19 protein-coding genes are annotated in these 18,305 nt (G+C 37.3%); 18 read left to right on the forward strand and 1 reads right to left on the reverse strand.

Annotated elements, in window-relative coordinates; genetic code table 11:
- Positions 1-84 precede the first annotated feature (84 nt).
- Genes ACOI1C_RS05190 through ACOI1C_RS05200 form a run of 3 tightly spaced genes read left to right on the forward strand, consistent with a single transcriptional unit; the run spans position 85 to position 2,250 of the window.
- Positions 85-666 (forward strand): DUF1405 domain-containing protein, encoded by a 582-nt coding sequence (locus ACOI1C_RS05190; protein WP_422508777.1) that lies wholly within the window; start codon positions 85-87, stop codon positions 664-666.
- A 56-nt stretch (positions 667-722) separates the two neighbouring features.
- Positions 723-1,514 (forward strand): sporulation protein YpjB, encoded by a 792-nt coding sequence (ypjB, locus tag ACOI1C_RS05195; protein WP_422508668.1) that lies wholly within the window; start codon positions 723-725, stop codon positions 1,512-1,514.
- A gap of 58 nt (positions 1,515-1,572) precedes the next feature.
- Positions 1,573-2,250: a zinc metallopeptidase gene (locus ACOI1C_RS05200; protein WP_422508670.1), complete on the forward strand. Its 678-nt coding sequence runs from the start codon at positions 1,573-1,575 to the stop codon at positions 2,248-2,250.
- Positions 2,251-2,293: 43 nt separating this feature from the next.
- Here the strand turns inward: ACOI1C_RS05200 and ACOI1C_RS05205 are convergent, their stop codons facing one another.
- The gene (locus ACOI1C_RS05205; RefSeq protein ID WP_422508672.1) at positions 2,294-3,166 is read right to left on the reverse strand and encodes a YitT family protein; all 873 of its coding nucleotides are present in this window, start codon (positions 3,164-3,166) and stop codon (positions 2,294-2,296) included.
- 156 nt (positions 3,167-3,322) lie between these two features.
- Here ACOI1C_RS05205 and ACOI1C_RS05210 point away from each other — a divergent pair, with 156 nt between their 5' ends.
- The 15 genes from ACOI1C_RS05210 (at position 3,323) to asnS (ending at position 18,105) form a co-directional block, all read left to right on the forward strand.
- Complete coding sequence (locus ACOI1C_RS05210) at positions 3,323-3,646, forward strand: nucleotide pyrophosphohydrolase (protein ID WP_422508674.1); 324 nt, start codon at positions 3,323-3,325, stop codon at positions 3,644-3,646.
- Between the two features lie 16 nt (positions 3,647-3,662).
- Positions 3,663-4,463 carry a 4-hydroxy-tetrahydrodipicolinate reductase gene (gene dapB, locus ACOI1C_RS05215; RefSeq protein ID WP_422508676.1) on the forward strand — a complete coding sequence of 267 codons (801 nt, stop codon included), beginning with the start codon at positions 3,663-3,665 and terminating at the stop codon, positions 4,461-4,463.
- Between the two features lie 10 nt (positions 4,464-4,473).
- On the forward strand, positions 4,474-4,893 hold the full coding sequence (gene mgsA, locus ACOI1C_RS05220) for a methylglyoxal synthase (RefSeq protein ID WP_422508678.1): 420 nt from the start codon (positions 4,474-4,476) through the stop codon (positions 4,891-4,893).
- A complete protein-coding gene (bshB1, locus tag ACOI1C_RS05225) occupies positions 4,865-5,599 on the forward strand; it encodes a bacillithiol biosynthesis deacetylase BshB1 (RefSeq protein ID WP_422508680.1) in 735 nt (244 codons plus the stop codon). The genes mgsA and bshB1 overlap by 29 nt, the downstream gene beginning before the upstream one ends.
- On the forward strand, positions 5,596-6,723 hold the full coding sequence (gene bshA / locus ACOI1C_RS05230; RefSeq protein WP_422508682.1) for an N-acetyl-alpha-D-glucosaminyl L-malate synthase BshA: 1,128 nt from the start codon (positions 5,596-5,598) through the stop codon (positions 6,721-6,723). Before bshB1 ends, bshA begins: the two co-directional genes overlap by 4 nt.
- Positions 6,724-6,737: 14 nt before the next feature.
- On the forward strand, positions 6,738-7,931 hold the full coding sequence (locus ACOI1C_RS05235) for a CCA tRNA nucleotidyltransferase (protein WP_422508684.1): 1,194 nt from the start codon (positions 6,738-6,740) through the stop codon (positions 7,929-7,931).
- Positions 7,919-8,902: a biotin--[acetyl-CoA-carboxylase] ligase gene (locus ACOI1C_RS05240; protein WP_422508686.1), complete on the forward strand. Its 984-nt coding sequence runs from the start codon at positions 7,919-7,921 to the stop codon at positions 8,900-8,902. The genes ACOI1C_RS05235 and ACOI1C_RS05240 overlap by 13 nt, the downstream gene beginning before the upstream one ends.
- 246 nt (positions 8,903-9,148) lie before the next feature.
- A complete protein-coding gene (gene panB / locus ACOI1C_RS05245; RefSeq protein ID WP_422508688.1) occupies positions 9,149-9,982 on the forward strand; it encodes a 3-methyl-2-oxobutanoate hydroxymethyltransferase in 834 nt (277 codons plus the stop codon).
- Positions 9,983-9,984: 2 nt separating this feature from the next.
- Positions 9,985-10,830 (forward strand): pantoate--beta-alanine ligase, encoded by an 846-nt coding sequence (gene panC, locus ACOI1C_RS05250; protein WP_422508690.1) that lies wholly within the window; start codon positions 9,985-9,987, stop codon positions 10,828-10,830.
- Between the two features lie 36 nt (positions 10,831-10,866).
- A complete protein-coding gene (gene panD / locus ACOI1C_RS05255; protein WP_422508692.1) occupies positions 10,867-11,250 on the forward strand; it encodes an aspartate 1-decarboxylase in 384 nt (127 codons plus the stop codon).
- Between the two features lie 394 nt (positions 11,251-11,644).
- The gene (dinG, locus tag ACOI1C_RS05260; protein ID WP_422508694.1) at positions 11,645-14,458 is read left to right on the forward strand and encodes an ATP-dependent DNA helicase DinG; all 2,814 of its coding nucleotides are present in this window, start codon (positions 11,645-11,647) and stop codon (positions 14,456-14,458) included.
- Positions 14,459-14,809: 351 nt separating this feature from the next.
- Entirely contained in the window at positions 14,810-14,980 is a 171-nt protein-coding gene (locus tag ACOI1C_RS05265) for a YpmA family protein (RefSeq protein ID WP_422508696.1), read from the forward strand.
- A gap of 12 nt (positions 14,981-14,992) precedes the next feature.
- Positions 14,993-15,463, forward strand: a complete 471-nt coding sequence (locus ACOI1C_RS05270; RefSeq protein ID WP_422508697.1) for a PepSY domain-containing protein — start codon at positions 14,993-14,995, stop codon at positions 15,461-15,463.
- 13 nt (positions 15,464-15,476) lie between these two features.
- A complete protein-coding gene (locus tag ACOI1C_RS05275; RefSeq protein ID WP_422508699.1) occupies positions 15,477-16,664 on the forward strand; it encodes a pyridoxal phosphate-dependent aminotransferase in 1,188 nt (395 codons plus the stop codon).
- A gap of 148 nt (positions 16,665-16,812) precedes the next feature.
- On the forward strand, positions 16,813-18,105 hold the full coding sequence (gene asnS, locus ACOI1C_RS05280; RefSeq protein WP_422508701.1) for an asparagine--tRNA ligase: 1,293 nt from the start codon (positions 16,813-16,815) through the stop codon (positions 18,103-18,105).
- Positions 18,106-18,305: the final 200 nt, after the last annotated feature.

An 18,305-nucleotide genomic window follows, 5' to 3' on the forward strand; every position in this document is an offset into this window, starting at 1 on the left:
ATTGAAAGCTGACGTAATACGTCAGCTTTTTTTTAGAGATAAAAAATTGATAGTTTGGAAAAGGAGTGAATGTAGTTGATACGAATGTTTCAACTTTTTTTAGCTCAACGTTGGGTATTATGGACGCTGTTACTTGTTAATATTGCCGGGACTATATATGGATATGAATGGTATGGATACCAACTGGCAGAGACCCCGTCTATCTTTCTTATTTTCGTTCCGGATAGCCCCACCGCAAGTTTGTTTTTCGTATTTGTCTTACTTGCGTTCTTATTTAAAACCAATTGGCCTCTATTTGAAGCTCTGGCTATTGTGACGTTGTTTAAATACGGAGTATGGGCAGTTGTAATGAACCTTATGGTTTTATCAATTCATGGTTCACTTTCATGGCAAGGGTATATGCTGATTTTCTCTCATGGAGCAATGGCCGTTCAAGGTTTACTGTTTTCACCCTATTATCGGATGAAGCCGTGGCACTTAATCATTGCCGCCATTTGGACCTTACATAACGATATCATTGATTACGTATTCTTTATGTATCCGAAGTATCGATTAGATGAATACATTCCATATATTGGATACTTCACCTTCTGGCTAAGCATCTTCTCCTTACTAATTACCTATTTACTGTGCATTCGAAAAAATAGAAGGCAATTAACGTTCTAATGGTCTACTCTTGTCCACATCCTCATACAATTTTAGTAGTAAGAGGAGGGACAAGTATGAGTAGATGGATTATTATTTTTGCTATTATTTTAATTTGTTGGAAGCCTACAATTGGACTAGCAGAACATACAGATGATTGGAAACAGCTTGATGTTATTACAGATCAAGCCCTTCAACTTGTGAAGCATCAAAAATATGAGGATGCTAAAAAACTACTATCCTATTTCTCAAAACAGTTTTCGAAGGTCAATATACATGAAAAGTCTTTTTCTATGGATGAGATTCGAATTATTAATGCGACGTACGAAGAGGCACAAATGGCCTTAGATTCTGAGTCGTTGTCACTTGAAGAACGTATCCAAGTAGTTACGAAATTCAGACTGGTAGTCGATGCAGTTAACTCTGAGTATCAACCTCTATGGACAGAGATGGAAACCTCCGTCATGACAACCTTTCAGACGATGAAGGAAGCTGTTGGCACTGGTGACAATCAAACATTTGAGCAACAGCTAACTATCTTCTTAGGGAAATATGAAATTATTTATCCAAGTGTTAGACTCGATTTAGAATCTACCCAATCACAACTGATTGACACATATGTCACTTTTCTTGATGAATCTCGTAAACAAATGATGGTACATGAATCAAGAATGGATCATATGCAAGTAATGGAAAATGAGCTAACACTTATGTTCAAACAGATGAAGAAAGATGATGCGGATCCCTCACTTATTTGGGTGATGATATCAACTGGTAGTATCATTATTCTTACATTATCTTATGTTGGTTGGAGAAAGTATAAGGGTGACAAGGAAAAGCAAGCTTCTAAAAGAAGGCTGAATGATTGACACCCATTACTCTCTTGCTTACAATAAAGGTAGTAAATGTTTAATGGAGGATGAAAAAATGGGATTTATAGTTTATTTTGTATTAATTCTTATCATTCCATTATGGGCTCAAATGAAAGTAAAAGGTGCTTATAAAAAGTATTCTAAGGTTGCAACTTCATCTGGAATGACAGGTGCGCAGGTTGCAAGAAAAATACTAGATGATAATGGATTATATGACGTGCGTATTGAAGAGACACCTGGTGTGCTTTCTGATCACTATGACCCAAGGTCTAAAACAGTTCGTTTATCTACTAATAACTATTACGGTAACTCAATTGCGGGAGCTGCAGTTGCTGCCCATGAGGTTGGACACGCGATGCAGGATCAGCAGGAATATGCCTTTTTAAAATTCCGACATGCCCTAGTCCCTGTTGCGAATATTGGTTCGAATTTTTCTTGGATCTTGATTTTAATTGGTATTTTTTCAAGCTTATCAGGACTAGTGCTTCTTGGAATAGTATTCATGTCAGCAGCAGTTGTCTTTCAACTTGTTACATTACCTGTAGAATTCGACGCATCTAACCGAGCAATGAACGAAATCGTTACTGCAGGTATTATCCGAAATGATGAAGAGCGTGAAACGCGTAAAGTGTTAAATGCTGCGGCATTAACCTACGTAGCAGCTGCCTTGGTAGCCGTGCTTGAATTAGTTCGTTTGGTGCTAATCTATACGGGAATGAAAAGCGAAGATTAATAAAAATAAAAAACCCTACTTGAGCCATCAAGTAGGGTTTTTTTTAGTCTCGTAAGGGTTTTCTATTTTCATCGTGTGTAAAACCTTCGCCAAGTACATCATGAACATCCGTGACTGCCACAAATGCATGTGGATCTACAAATATAATGATGTTCTTTAATTTCACAATTTCATTTCGACCCACTACACAATAAAGGACATCTCTATCTTGTTTTGTAAATGAACCTTGTCCTCTTAAAATGGTTACTCCACGTTCCATATCCTTTAATATTTTATCGGCAATTTCATCATTCTTCTCAGATATGATGGTGGCACCTTTAGCTGCATAGGCACCCTCTTGCATAAAATCAATTACTTTTGCACCGATGAATACAACAACAAGTGTATACATTCCCTGGCGTAAAGATAAATAAGTAATAATTGAAAGTCCAATTACGCATACATCAAACAAAAACATCGTTTTACCCATACTCCAGCCAATATACTTATGGGCGAGGCGAGCAATAATATCTACTCCTCCAGTGGTCCCGCCATAACGAAAAATAATTCCTAGGCCCACACCAATAAAAAGACCTGCCAATATAGCCACAAGTGTCATATCATCTTCTAGTGGAATACTTACTGGATAACGTTGAAAGATCCACAAGAACGCTGACAAGCTAAAAGTACCAATCATCGTATATATGAAAGATATTCGCCCGAGAATTTTCCAACCTAGAAAGAATAGAGGTATATTAAGTAAGAGATTTGTAATGGATGGATCAAAACCAAATTTGAAAAAGAGTAAAAGAGTAATACCTGTAAAGCCACCCTCGGCCAAATGATGCTGCATATTGAAATTGACTAGACCGAAGGAAAAAATCGCTGCTCCTAAAAGGATGAAGAGAATATTTACTATTTTAATGCGACCAAACATGTTGCACCTTCCTGATTCTATGTAATTTAGTATTGGTTGTCGAATAATTATAGTTGATAAGAGAAATAGTAGCAATTTAAGTAGGTTTCAGTTTTAATATTTGTCAAACTCAGTTGTTTTAGCTAACATGGAAGAAGAAAATATGAGGTGAGTAAGATGGCTAAATCTTTACAAGAAATCCAAAAAGAAGTGGATACCTATATTGGGCAGTTCAAAGAAGGATATTTTAGCCCCTTAGCCATGCTAGCAAGGTTAACAGAGGAACTTGGGGAGCTAGCTCGTGAGGTTAACCATTATTATGGAGAAAAACCGAAAAAAACGTCAGAAGAAGAAAAATCGATGGAACAAGAGATTGGAGATATGCTGTTTGTTTTAACTTGTCTCGCTAATTCGTTAAATATTGATCTAGAGGAATCTCATAACCTTGTTATGAATAAATTTATGACTCGTGATAAAGACCGTTGGACGAAAAAAGAGTAATGGGAGTGTAAAGGTAATGAATGAAATAAAAATAGTCATTGCAGGCCCAAGGGGAAGAATGGGAAGAGAGGCACTTAATCTTATTCACATGACGGAACACTTCACCTTAATAGGAGCGATAGATCGAAAGAATGGTGGAAAAAAAGTTTCCGATATTGAAGGGTTACCACATATAGAAGCCCCCATTTTTGATAATATTGAGACATGCTTACAAACCATTAAACCTGATGTGCTTTTAGATTTAACAACCCCAGAGATAGGGCGCTTACATACAAAAACAGCATTAAACTATGGAGTACGTCCTGTCGTCGGGACTACAGGGTTCACAGCAGCTGACTTAGAAGAACTACAAGATATTGCTCAGCAAAAAGAATTAGGGGCCATTATAGCACCAAACTTTGCAATTGGTGCTGTGTTAATGATGAAGTTCTCCCAAATGGCAGCAAAATATTTTTCTGATGTTGAAATTATCGAATTGCATCATGATCAAAAGCTTGATGCACCAAGTGGGACTGGGATTAAAACGGCCGAGATGATTGCAGCAGTTAGGAAGCCCAAAAAACAAGGTCATCCAGAAGAAGTGGAACATTTAAAAGGAGCAAGAGGAGCCGATTTTGAGGGGATTCGGTTACATAGCATTCGGTTACCAGGTATGATTGCCCATCAGGAAGTGTTATTTGGAGGAGATGGTCAAACTCTCTCTATTAAACATGACTCATATAACCGTGCATCCTTTATGTCTGGAGTGAAACTTTCAATCGAAACTGTAATGAAGCTTGATTTATTAGTATATGGATTAGAAAATATAATGGAATAGGGGAAAAAATATGAACATTGCTTTGATTGCTCATGACAAAAAGAAACCAGATTTAGTTCAATTTTCGATTGCTTATAAAAGTATACTTGAAAAGCATGTGCTTTTTGCTACTGGAACGACTGGCCTTAGAATTATGGAAGCAACAGGGTTACCGATTACAAGATTTAAGTCAGGACCACTTGGGGGAGATCAAGAGATAGGGTCTCTTATTGCTAAAAATAAAATGGATGCTGTCTTTTTCTTTCGAGACCCATTATCCTCTCAGCCTCATGAGCCAGATGTAACAGCACTTATTCGCCTTTGTGATGTTTATAGTATTCCTTTAGCGACGAATATGGGAACAGCTGAAATTCTCATTCATGGTTTAGAAAGAGGAGATTTCACGTGGAGGAATATTATCCATGACCAGCAAAAATCAGATAACTCCTAGGTCATTAGACGTTTTAGCCTTCGGTGCTCACGCTGATGACGTTGAAATAGGAATGGCAGGAACGATTGCGAAATATACATTAAAGGGATGGGATTTTGGCATTTGTGATTTAACAGAGGCGGAACTCTCTTCAAATGGAACGGTACAAAGACGGCATAAGGAAGCTGCTATTGCGGGTAATATACTTGGAATCCGGGTGAGAGAGAATCTAGGTCTTCCAGATCGTGGTCTATTCAAAAATGATGAATACATCCGTAAAATTACTTATATCATTCGTAAATATCGTCCTTCTATTGTATTTCTTCCGTATGAAAAAGATCGTCATCCTGACCATGGGAATTGTACCGTCCTTGTTGAAGAGGCCATATTTTCAGCAGGAATTAAGAAGTACGAAGTAAACGATCAGTTAGCTCAACACAAGGTTTTAAAGGTGTTTTATTATTTTATAAATGGATACCATAAGCCGACCTTTTGGATTGATATTAGCGAGACCATTGAAATAAAGCTAAAAAGCTTACAAGCCTATGAAAGTCAATTTTTAAAAACAATAGAGAGTGTGGAAACACCGCTCGTGAATGGCTATATAGAGAAGGTATCAAGTCGAGAGAGAATGAATGGTACAGAAGCTGGAGTAGAGTATGCGGAAGGCTTTATAAGTAAGAAACCACTCCTTTTAGGGGAAGGTTTGTTAGGGGAGAAGAGATGAAGCTAAAAATTGGGATTACTTGCTATCCGACTTTAGGTGGATCTGGTGTAATAGCGACAGAGCTAGGAAAGCTTTTGGCTGAAAGAGGACATGAAATCCATTTTATTTCTTCAAGTTTACCATTTAGACTAAATAAGGTGTATTGCAATATTTACTTCCATGAAGTTCAAGTGAATCAATACTCTGTTTTTCAATATCCTCCTTATGACCTTGCGTTAGCCAGCAAGATGGCAGAGCTCATAGACCGTGAAGAATTAGATCTATTACACGTCCATTATGCTGTGCCACATGCGGTATGTGCAGTATTGGCTAGTCAAATGGCCAAACGTGATGTGAAGATTGTCACAACACTTCATGGAACAGATATAACGGTATTAGGATATGATCCTTCTATGAGTGAATTAGTTCGGTTTGGAATAGAAAAATCAGATGCTGTAACAGCTGTTTCAAAACAGTTAATTCAGCAAACGTATGACATGCTAGAAATAGATAAAGATATTACACCAGTCTATAATTTTGTTGACGAACGAGTTTACTTTAAAAGAGATGTTTCCACTCTAAAAACGGAGTATGGTATTTTACCAGAAGAGAAGACGATCATTCATGTATCAAATTTTAGGCAAGTAAAAAGGGTTCCGGATGTTATCTTAGCCTTTGAAAAAATTCAAAATCATGTCCCAGCAAAACTGTTGCTCGTGGGAGATGGTCCAGAGTTAACGGCTGTAAATAGGTTAGTAAGGGAAAAAAACTTAACGGGAAAAGTTTTATTCTTAGGTAAGCAAGATAACGTTGAAGAGCTTTATTCTATAAGTGATCTGACTCTACTTTTATCCGAGAAAGAAAGCTTTGGTTTAGTGTTATTAGAAGCAATGGCATGTGGTGTTCCATGTATTGGCACTAGAGTTGGTGGAATTCCAGAGGTTATTGTAGATGGAGAAACGGGTTATCTATGTGAACTAGGAAATGTAGATGAAATCTCTGATAAAGCGATCTCGATATTAACTGACGCCAATTTACATGAAAGAATGGCAATTAATGCATTAAGCTGGATACGTGAAAAGTTTAACTCAGCAAATATTGTCCAACAATATGAAGATATTTATTTCGATACATTAAAAAAGTAGTGGATGTGGTTAACATGGATCCTATTTTCACAAAACCAATGGAAATAATTAATACCTTGCAAATTCAAGGGTATCAAGCGTTTTTTGTAGGGGGAGCAGTTCGAGACTCACTACTGGGTCGAAAAATTGGTGATGTTGATATCGCCACTTCAGCAACACCTATCGAAGTAATTGCACACTTTCCTAAGACCATACCAGTTGGGATTCAACATGGTACAATTATCGTTATGTTGGATGGAGTAGGTTATGAGGTAACTACATTTCGTAAAGATGAGGAGTACCTTGACCATAGAAGACCTACTAGTGTAACCTTTATTGACTCCTTATCCGAGGATCTAAAAAGACGTGACTTTACAATGAATGCCATTGCGATGGATTGTGATGGCCATTTATTTGATCCATTTGGCGGGCAAGAAGCTATTAAAATGAAAATTATTCAAACGGTTGGAACACCTGCCGATCGTTTCAAAGAGGATGCGCTTCGGATGCTGAGAGCCATTCGCTTTCATAGTCAGTTTTCCTTTACGATTGAACAAAAAACGAAGGAAGCCATTCGTTTACAAGCTCATTTGCTCAAACATGTCTCGATAGAAAGAATAACAACTGAGTTCGAGAAAATTCTGTCGGGACCTTCATGCCATTCAGCTTTGAAAGTAGTAGGGGAATGTGGTCTAGGTGCAAGTATTGAAAATTTGGCAACATATGAGGAAACACTACAAGAGTGGGAGAACATTGATTATACTGCTTTGCAATCTAATTCGGAACGTTGGTCCTTGTTCTCCTACCTTTTAAAAGTGAAGGATGTTGAATCTTTTCTAATGAGCTGGAAGTTACCTAGGAAAACAATAAGGGATGCAGTAAAAATCGTTGCTGGTCTAAAGACAGTAATAGAGAGTGGTTGGACACCATTAATTCTTTATAAAACTGGAAGAAATATCAGTACATCCATTGAAAGAATTTACTCAGTAATACATAAACTCAATGTAGAAGTGAGAGTAAAAGAACGTGTAAATGAATATGAAAATCTACCCATTAATGATAAAGTGGCTATTGATTTTGAAACGTTGGATTTATTTGAGGTATGGGAAAGAAAACCTGGACCATGGATTAATGAAGCACTAGATAGTATTGTGATGGCACTTCTAAACGGTCAAGTTCAGAACGACAGAGAATCAATAAGGGAGTGGCTTGTTTCGTGCAGTCAGTAGTAAGGGAAAAATTACTAGAGGTATTTACTCATGCAGACGGAGAGTTTGTATCCGGGCAGAAGTTAAGTGAGGCAATCGGGTGTTCTCGAACGGCCATTTGGAAACATATAGAAGAGCTTCGAAAGGAAGGCTACGAACTCGAGGCAGTGAGAAGAAGAGGCTATCGGATTATCATGATTCCTGAGAAAGTTACTTCCAATGAAATTCAATTAGGTTTAATGACTAAAACAATCGGACGAACCATCCACTATGAGGAGACAGTATCTTCCACTCAAAAAATCGCTCATAAGTTAGCCTTTGATGGAGTAAATGAAGGAACCATAGTCGTGGCAGAGGAACAGGTGGCCGGACGGGGACGCTTAGATCGTTTGTGGCATTCACCAAAGTACTCAGGAATATGGATGAGCATTATTTTACGTCCTTCTATTCCACTAGGACAAGCTCCTCAATTAACCTTGCTAGCAGCAGTGAGTGTGGCTGGGGCTATTCAAGAGGTTACAGGACTTGAACCCGAAATAAAATGGCCAAACGATATTCTTATTAAGGGGAAGAAGTGTGTAGGAATTCTCACTGAAATGCAAGCAGAAGCGGATCGGATCAATTCTGTCATTATTGGTATAGGAATAAATGTAAACCAAACGGAAGTTGACTTTCCAGAAGACATAAAATTGAAAGCGACCTCTTTAAGAATGGAAGCAGGAGAGAAAATAAATCGAGCAGAACTCATCCAAGCAGTATTAAAGCAACTCGAAAAATTATACGAGGAGTATTTAAAAAGTGGATTTTACCCTATCAAGCTTTTGTGGGAAGCATATGCGATTAGTCTTGGGAAAGAGATTATTGCTAGCACCTTAAAAGGGAAAATTTCAGGTTATGCAAAGGGAATTACTGATGAAGGGGTTTTAATGATTCAAGACGAGCACGGGACCGTACATCATATATACTCAGCAGATATTGAACTGAAAACCTGAGGATAGCCTAACAAGTAATGTGCTGTTATAATGAGAATAATAATGGGTAGTATCCTAAAAGAGGGAACTGCACCTAGTATTTATAAACAATAATCGTATAGTTCTGCCTAGATCCATTGCGGACTGGGACAGAGGGATGAATGAAGCGAAAAAGCTCTATGAACCTTATCCTTCTTTTTCATCGAAGGTTTTTTTTATGGGCTAAAATCGGTTTATTCTTTACCTCTCTAAAAAGGAGGAAAATGAATGAAGCAGACGAAGGATTTTATCAAAATGAAACGAGATCAAACGAAGATTGCTATGTTAACTGCATATGATTACCCAACTGGAAAATTGGCTGAAGAAGCAGGAGTTGACGTAATCCTTGTTGGGGATTCACTCGGAATGGTCGTATTGGGCTATGAAAATACGATTCCAGTAACTGTTGATGATATGATCCATCATACGAAAGCTACAAAACGAGGTGCAAAGGATACCTTTATCGTGACAGATATGCCTTTTATGTCTTACCACATTTCAAAAGAAGATACATTACTAAATGCGAAAAGGATCTTCCAAGAATCTGGTGCAAACGCTTTGAAATTAGAAGGTGCAGGCGAAGTGATCGAGTACATCAGATTGCTTACAAAATCCGGTATCCCTGTAGTAGCACATCTAGGTTTACAACCACAGTCTGTCGCAGTACTTGGGGGTTACTCCGTTCAAGGTAAGGATGCTGATAGTGCTTCAAAGCTTTTAGAGGATGCTAAGAAGTGTGAGGAAGCGGGAGCATTCGCGCTTGTGTTGGAATGCATACCTAAACAGGTGGCCAAACACATATCATCTAAACTCTCAATCCCAACGATTGGAATTGGTGCTGGAAATGGAACAGATGGACAAGTTCTAGTATTCCATGATCTTATAAATTTTGGTGTTTCAAGAGTTCCTAAATTCGTAAAAACTTACTTAAACAGTAATGATGATATAAAACAAAGTCTAGTTCAATATATAACGGACGTGAAAAACATGGACTTCCCAACTGAAGGGCATTCCTTTACGATGAAAGAAGAGGAATTAGTCCATTTATATGGAGGCAAGTAAAAGTGGAAATTATTAAGACTATTAAAGAAATGCAGCAACGTGTTTCTTTGATAAAGCAAAAAGGTAAAATAATTGGATATGTTCCTACCATGGGTTTTTTACATGAAGGGCATTTAGCATTAGTTGAGAAGGCTCACCAAAAAGCAGATATTGTTATCATGAGTATTTTTGTAAATCCATTACAGTTTGGACCAAATGAAGACTTTGATCGGTATCCTCGAGATTTCGAACGTGACGAACAGCAAGCCATCGAAGCAGGTGTGGATTTCTTGTTTTATCCTGAAGTGAGCGAAATGTACAAAGGTGAACCCACATTTAAAATCACCGTGTTAAATAAGGTTGACATCCTTTGCGGAAGCAAACGTCCCGGTCATTTTGAGGGTGTCGCAACTGTGTTAATGAAGCTTTTTAGTATTGTCCAACCTACCTATGCAATGTTTGGAATGAAGGACGCTCAGCAAGTAGCTATTGTCACTTCGTTAGTCCAAGAATTTAATTTTCCTATTGAGATTATTCCAGTTGAAACGGTTCGAGAACAAGATGGGTTAGCCAAAAGTTCGAGAAATGTGTATCTGTCTAAAGAAGAAAGACTGGAAGCAACAGCAATCAACAATTCACTTAAGCTTGCAAAGAAGCTGATCATTGATGGGGAACGAAATCCGCAAATCATACTAGAAAAAATGGAAAAACTGATTCTATCTTTATCATCAGCTGAAGTTGATTATATAGAGGTATATTCATTTCCTGAATTGAAAACGTTATCAAGTATTTCTGGATTGGTTTTAATTGCCGTTGCTGCAAGGTTTACAAATGTACGACTAATTGATAATATGACTATGGAAATTTAATTTTTAAGGTGTCAGTTGGTTAAGGGGGAAGTTACCATGTTTCGAACAATGATGAATGCAAAGATTCATCGTGCCCGTGTGACGGAAGCGAACTTAAATTATGTGGGAAGTATAACAATAGATCATGACCTATTAGATGCAGTTGGTATGGTTCCAAACGAAAAAGTGCAGATCGTTAACAATAATAACGGTCAGCGATTTGAAACCTATATTATTTCAGGTGAAAGAGGTAGTGGTGTTTGCTGTTTAAACGGTGCTGCAGCTCGTCTCGTTCAAAAGGATGATATCGTGATTATCATTTCTTATGCCTTAGTCCCAGAAGAAAAGATATCAACCCACCATCCGAAGGTAGCTATTATGGATGAAAATAATCGTATTACAAAATTAATGGCAGAAGAACCAGCTGCAACTGTTATGTAACATCCAATCCCCTTTACTGGGGATTTTTGTTTGTAAAATAAAGGCTTTTTTCTAAAAGATTGTTGTTTATTTAAATAGTGTTGCATTGTGAAATCTCGCAGTTGATAAATAAGTTGATTGGAACGGATATGCGAGAATGATTGCTTAGAGTAGCGGGACTGGTGAGACTAAACGTTTGGTGTAGTAAACCAAGGAGGTTCACCGCCCGCCCCGAGGAAAGCAAGCATCCTGGAGAGTATATCAACTACTCCTCTTTTGGTATAATAGCAACAATTTTTAAGAAACCAGCCAAAATTAATAATCAAAATAACTACACGTAATAGTAATTAAGTAAAATTTATGTTATTTTGAAATGTAGTATATGGAAGTGTTACCGATTGAGGTGGTAATAAACGTGAATCGATTTGTAGTTATAGATTTAGAAACAACAGGAAACTCCCCTAAAAAGGGAGATAAAATCATACAATTTGCAGCCGTAGTTTATTCAAACGGAAAAATAACTGAACAATATTCTACTTTTCTAAATCCTGAGCAATCCATTTCTCCCTTTATTGAACAATTAACGGGTATTACAGATGAGATGGTTAGAAATGCTCCATATTTTGATGAGGTTGCGTTAATTATTACAGAAATGCTTGAAGATGCTTATTTCGTTGCACACAATGTCTTATTTGATTTGAATTTTCTCCAAGATGAATTAAAAACAGCTGGGCTTGAGCCTTTTTTAGGACCCGTATTAGATACAGTAGAAATGACGAGATTTTTATACCCGAATCTTACAAGCTACAGGCTAGGTGGACTGGCAGAACATTTTAAGTTTCAGCATGATCGCCCACATCAGGCAGATAGTGATGCTGAGGTTACAGCCTTACTATTACATCAATTGCTTACTAAATTAGGAACTTTACCTTATGTAACCATAAGAAAGCTAGTAGAAATATCAGCAAATTTCACTAGTGACTTGATTGAACTTTTAGAAGAATTACTTACCCACAAAGAAAATAAGCAGGGGAATGAAGGTATTCATTACGATATTATTAGAGGAATTGCATTAAAAAAGCGACTGGATGATGAACCCCTAAACTTACAACAAAACAACTATACATATCCAACTGCCAGAGAAACCTTTTTATCAAAAGTTACTAATGGAGAATTGTTTTACGAGTCAGAGTACAGACAATCTCAACTAGATATGATGGATCTTGTACAAAAAGCATTCCACGGACATGAGCATGCCATCATTGAAGCTGGAACTGGTCTCGGGAAATCAATTGCCTACTTATTTCCAGCTGTCATTCACAGTTTGACGAAAAAGACTCCTGTAGTCATCAGTACTCACACCATTCAATTACAGCATCAACTTTTAGAGCGGGATCTCCCAATAATAAACAAAATTCTTGGAGTACCTATAACTGCAGTCATACTGAAGGGGAAATCGAATTATATCAGCTTGTTCAGATTCGAACAACTAGTAAGAGAAGTAGATAATAATTATGATAGTAACCTAACGAAGGCAAAGCTGTTAATTTGGCTGACAGAGACTGAAACGGGAGACATTGATGAGATTAATCTTCCATCTGGTGGTCAATTTTTATGGGAACGACTTTCAACAGAGTACACGGGTAAAGAAAAAGGAGAAGATCCGTGGGAGTTTAGATGTTTTTTTCGTTATATGAGAAAGCGTGCTGAAAAAGCTAGCATCATTATAACCAATCATGCCTTATTGTGTAGAGAAGTATTTGAAGAGTCGTTTATCCCCACCTTCCATGAAATGATCATTGATGAAGCCCATCACCTTGAAGATATTGTAGGCGGATTTTTAGGAGGGCAGATAGACCATTTAACAGCTAATTACAGCCTAAGTAGGCTTGGAAGTACTCATGAAGGTGGGTTACTTTCCTATTTTTATCATTATTTGAAAGAGATGAACGGGCAAGAATTACAATCGATAGTTAGGGTTGAAGAGAGAAAAACCTTCATAAGAGAAGAGACAGATGAACTTTTTAGGATGCTCAGATTGTATGCATTGGAAAATGCAAAAAGAGAGCATCATGAAACAGGTCGTGTTATTTACAAATATAGCAAGGATCAAGAAAAAGGACCAAAATGGAATGCCATCCTTGAGTGTGTAAACCGAATAAAATTTTCAATCACTGAAGCAGTTCTAGAAATAGATATGATTGTTCAATACTTAGATCAAATTGGCCAAGAAGATAGTAAGATGTCGTTGAATATTTCTGAGCTCTTACAAATAAGAGAGCGGATGTCGACTTGGAAATTGAGTTTTATTAGACTTTTTTTGTCAAATGAAAATGAGAACGTAACATGGATCGAAATTGATGAAAAAAGTTCATCGAATTCAACCTACCTTTATGAACAACCCATGAATGTAAGTGACAGGTTAGCCGATCAGCTTTTTGCGAAGAAAAAGAGTGTTGTTCTAACTTCCGCCACACTAACTGTAAATAACTCGTTTAGTTATATCATTAAGAGATTTGGATTGACTGATTTTCAACCAATTACAGCCGAGTTGCCATCACCTTTTAATTACTCTTTGCAAGCACAAGTTTTAGTTCCTATTGATTTACCAAACATTAAAGCAGTAACAATTGATGAGTATATTGCGGCAATAGCTTCGCACATTACAGCAATTGCAACAGTTACAGAAGGTCGAATGCTGGTATTATTCACATCCTTTGATATGTTGAAAAAGACCTTTTATTTGGTTAAGGAGCAGTTTGAATTAAAAGGAATCTCTCTAATTGGTCAAGGTATAAACGGTGGAAGTCGATCGAAAATTACAAAAAACTTCATGCAAAACGAACAATCTGTTTTATTTGGTACAAGCAGCTTTTGGGAGGGTGTCGATTTTCCTGGCAGTACTTTAACTTGCCTAGTGATCGTGAGGTTACCATTCACACCTCCAAGTCAACCACTCTTTCAAGGCAAAGCTCACCAGCTGGAAGCTGAAGGATTGAACTCCTTTAATGAGCTCTCTCTGCCCCAAGCAGTTATCCGGTTTAAACAGGGCTTTGGGAGGTTAATCCGATCTAAAACGGATAAAGGTATTGTGTTTGTATTCGATAAACGTATAGTAACAACGTGGTATGGAAAGGTTTTTATTCAATCCCTGCCCAATTTGACCGTTCAAAAGGGTAATTTACCCAATTTACTAACAGGGGTAAAGGATTGGCTTTCAGGAAAATAACCGATTAAGCTTTTGATAAAATAATAGGAATTGACAAACGATATAGTATGACAATCATACTAAGTGTTATGTATACCTTTTTTAGCTGCATAAGAAAAGACCTGATGCATATGCATCAGGCTGGCAAGTGTGGGTAGGAGAAAATTTTGTAATACCTTTTAATACTGATGAATTATTTGTAAATGATTCGCTATTACTATTGAAAAAGTGGGGCTTCCAACAGTTTACTACTTCCGTAACTGTTATAATAGTGGTAACAACAAGAATTGCCCTTGCTGCTGTAATTATATTGTTACCCGAAGCTTATCGACATATAACTTGAAAAATTTGAGATATACGGGGGAATAGGTGTTGGAGAGTAAAATAGAGATATTATCGACGGTAAAGATCAAGCATTCTTCGGACTTATATAAGATTGTAGATAGTTTAAACCGCACATTAAAGAAACAAGATCTTATGTTTGGACTGGCTTTAGATGATCAGGACCAAGAAACCGCAATTTTTACTATATATCGAACATAAAGGATTGTTTCTATGAAAAAATGGATTTTCTTATTAATTGTCATCGTACTACTCACAATTTTGGTAGGAATTAATACATATAAGAATGCATTTGATTACCAAAGAGAACAAACGAAAAAGGCGACATTAGTAGCAATGAAGACAGAGCCAGACCTTGAAATATCAGAAGTTGCATTTTATAACGGTACTAGCTCTTATACAATTATCTATGGTGAAATTAATCATAACAAAAGGATTGTTTGTGTTCCGACAAATGAATTGGAAAAGGTAATTGTCGTTAACCCTGATAAAGGAATTTCAAAGGAAGAAGCATTAAAACAGCTTCAACAAGAACAAAATCCTTTAGAAATAAAATCAGTTAACCTAGGAATTGAGCAAAATATACCAATTTGGGAAATCGTCTACTTGGATCAAAATAATCGTTATTCATATTATTATGTAACTTTCAAGGACGGACAATTTATAAAACGTTACACACTATAAGGGGGAACAAAAGATGGAGTTGGCAAAAAGAGTTGCATCACTTACACCTTCTACAACATTAGAAATCACAGCAAAAGCAAAAGAATTAAAAGAACAAGGCCATGATGTAATTGGGTTAGGAGCTGGAGAACCAGACTTTAATACTCCAATGCCTATCATAAATGCAGCGATAAAAGCCATGACTGAAGGACACACGAAATATACACCTGCAGGCGGCTTGCCAGCGTTAAAGCAACAGATCATTAAGAAATTTCAACGTGATCAGAATTTGGTGTATCGTCCATCTGAAATTATCGTTTGCAATGGTGCGAAGCACGCCCTATACACATTGTTTCAAGTAATCCTGAATGATGGAGACGAGGTTATTATCCCAACACCCTATTGGGTGAGTTATCCAGAACAAGTTAAATTAGCTGAAGGTGTACCTGTTTACGTTGAAGGCAAAGAATCCAACTCTTTTAAGATCACACCCGCTCAGCTTGAAGCAGCCATTACAAAACGAACAAAAGCTATTGTTATTAATTCACCAAGTAATCCAACTGGAATGATTTATTCTGCTGAGGAATTAAGCCAATTGGGTGAAATCTGTTTAAAGCATAATGTCTTGATTGTCTCTGACGAAATATATGAAAAATTAATATATGGTGAGTATACCCATACTTCGATTGCTCAGTTATCTGAAGACATGAAGAGCCAAACAATCATCATTAATGGTGTTTCAAAATCTCATTCTATGACTGGTTGGAGAATTGGCTATGCGGCTGGAAATCAAATCATCATAGAAGCTATGACAAATTTAGCGAGCCATAGTACATCAAACCCCACATCCATTTCCCAATATGCTACGATTGCAGCTTACGAAGGCACGCAGGAAGAAGTTGAGACTATGCGTATTGCATTTGAACAGCGTTTGAATATCATTTATGATAAGCTCATTCAAATACCGGGTTTCACTTGTTTAAAGCCACAGGGTGCATTTTACTTATTTCCAAATGTAACAAAAGCAGTAGACCTATCAGGTTTTGAAACTGTTGACGATTGGGTAAAAGCAATCCTTGAAGAGGAGAAAGTGGCAATTGTTCCTGGTTCAGGATTTGGAGCACCAGATTATGTTAGATTATCATATGCAACATCTCTTGATTTACTTGAAAAAGCAGTGGAACGAATACAATCGTTTATGTTGGAGAGAGTGAAGGGCTAGGTTTAGCCTTTCTTTTTTCTATTATCGTTCATCATAACAATCGAAGCGACTTTAAATACTGTTGAGTATAGACTATGGATTATACTATAATAGGCTATATGACTAAATAAATCTTAACGGGTCTTTATGTTTTTAGGAGGAAATATTGGTGAAAACGACAATTGCTGAAGTAGGAAAATTTGTTGGACAAGATGTAACAATAGGTGCTTGGCTTTCTAATAAACGTTCAAGTGGAAAAATCGCATTTTTGCAGCTACGTGATGGCACTGGATTTATTCAAGGTGTTGTGGTGAAAAATGAAGTAGAAGAGAGTGTGTTTGAGACAGCCAAATCAATCACACAAGAAACATCTGTTTATGTAACAGGTGAGATAAGAGTGGATGAACGTTCTGCATTTGGCTTTGAGCTTGGTGTTAAAAAAATAGAAGTCATTCATGGATCAGTTGACTATCCCATTACTCCAAAAGAGCATGGAGTTGAATTTTTAATGGATCACCGTCATTTATGGCTTCGCTCGAAAAAACAGCATGCTGTGATGAAAATTAGAAACGAAGTAATTCGTGCGACCTATGAATTTTTTAATCAAAATGGCTTTGTTAAAGTGGATCCTCCAATCTTAACAGGTAGTGCACCTGAAGGAACCACGGAGCTTTTCCAAACGAAATATTTTGAAGAGGATGCTTATCTTTCTCAAAGTGGACAGCTATATATGGAAGCAGCTGCTATGGCCCTAGGAAAGGTGTTCTCGTTTGGTCCGACATTCCGTGCCGAGAAATCTAAAACGAGGCGTCATCTCATTGAATTTTGGATGATTGAACCTGAGATGGCCTTTTATGAGTTTGAAGATAACCTAGAGGTTCAAGAACAATTTGTGTCATCTATCGTTCAGTCTGTACTTGAAAATTGCAAGTTAGAACTAGGTGTTCTAGAACGTGATCTTTCAAAATTAGAGAAAATTACAGCCCCATTTCCAAGGATTAGCTACGATGATGCTATTTTGTTTTTAAATCATAAAGGCTTTACAGATATTAAGTGGGGGGATGACTTTGGCTCTCCGCATGAAACAGCAATCGCTGAAAACTATGAAAAGCCAGTGTTTATTACACATTACCCGACGTCGCTCAAACCATTTTATATGCAGCCACATCCAACAAGAGAAGATGTAGTGCTTTGTTCGGACTTAATCGCACCAGAAGGCTACGGTGAGATTATCGGTGGATCTGAACGTATCCATGATCACGAGTTGCTAAAGCAGCGTTTAGAGGAGCACGGACTATCAGCTGATACATATAAATGGTATCTTGAGCTTCGCCAATATGGATCTGTCCCACATTCAGGTTTTGGACTTGGTTTAGAAAGAACAGTTGCTTGGATCAGTGGTGTAGAGCACGTTCGTGAATCCATTCCATTCCCAAGATTATTAAATCGATTATACCCATAAGTTTAATAGGAGCTCCCTTTTGGGGGCTTTTTTTATGGGATAATGAGACATGCTTAGGTATTAAGGGTGAGTAAGGATTTTTTATTCTATTTAATAGAGCCAATATGGGTGATCGGCTCTATTAAAAGAAAGGATGAGGATAAGTAGCATAAGAAAGTTACTATCTATATTCCATGTTTTTACTGTCTACATACTTATGA

It is taken from the genome of Bacillus sp. DJP31, from assembly GCF_049310945.1.
Taxonomy (GTDB): Bacteria; Bacillota; Bacilli; order Bacillales; family SA4; genus Bacillus_BS.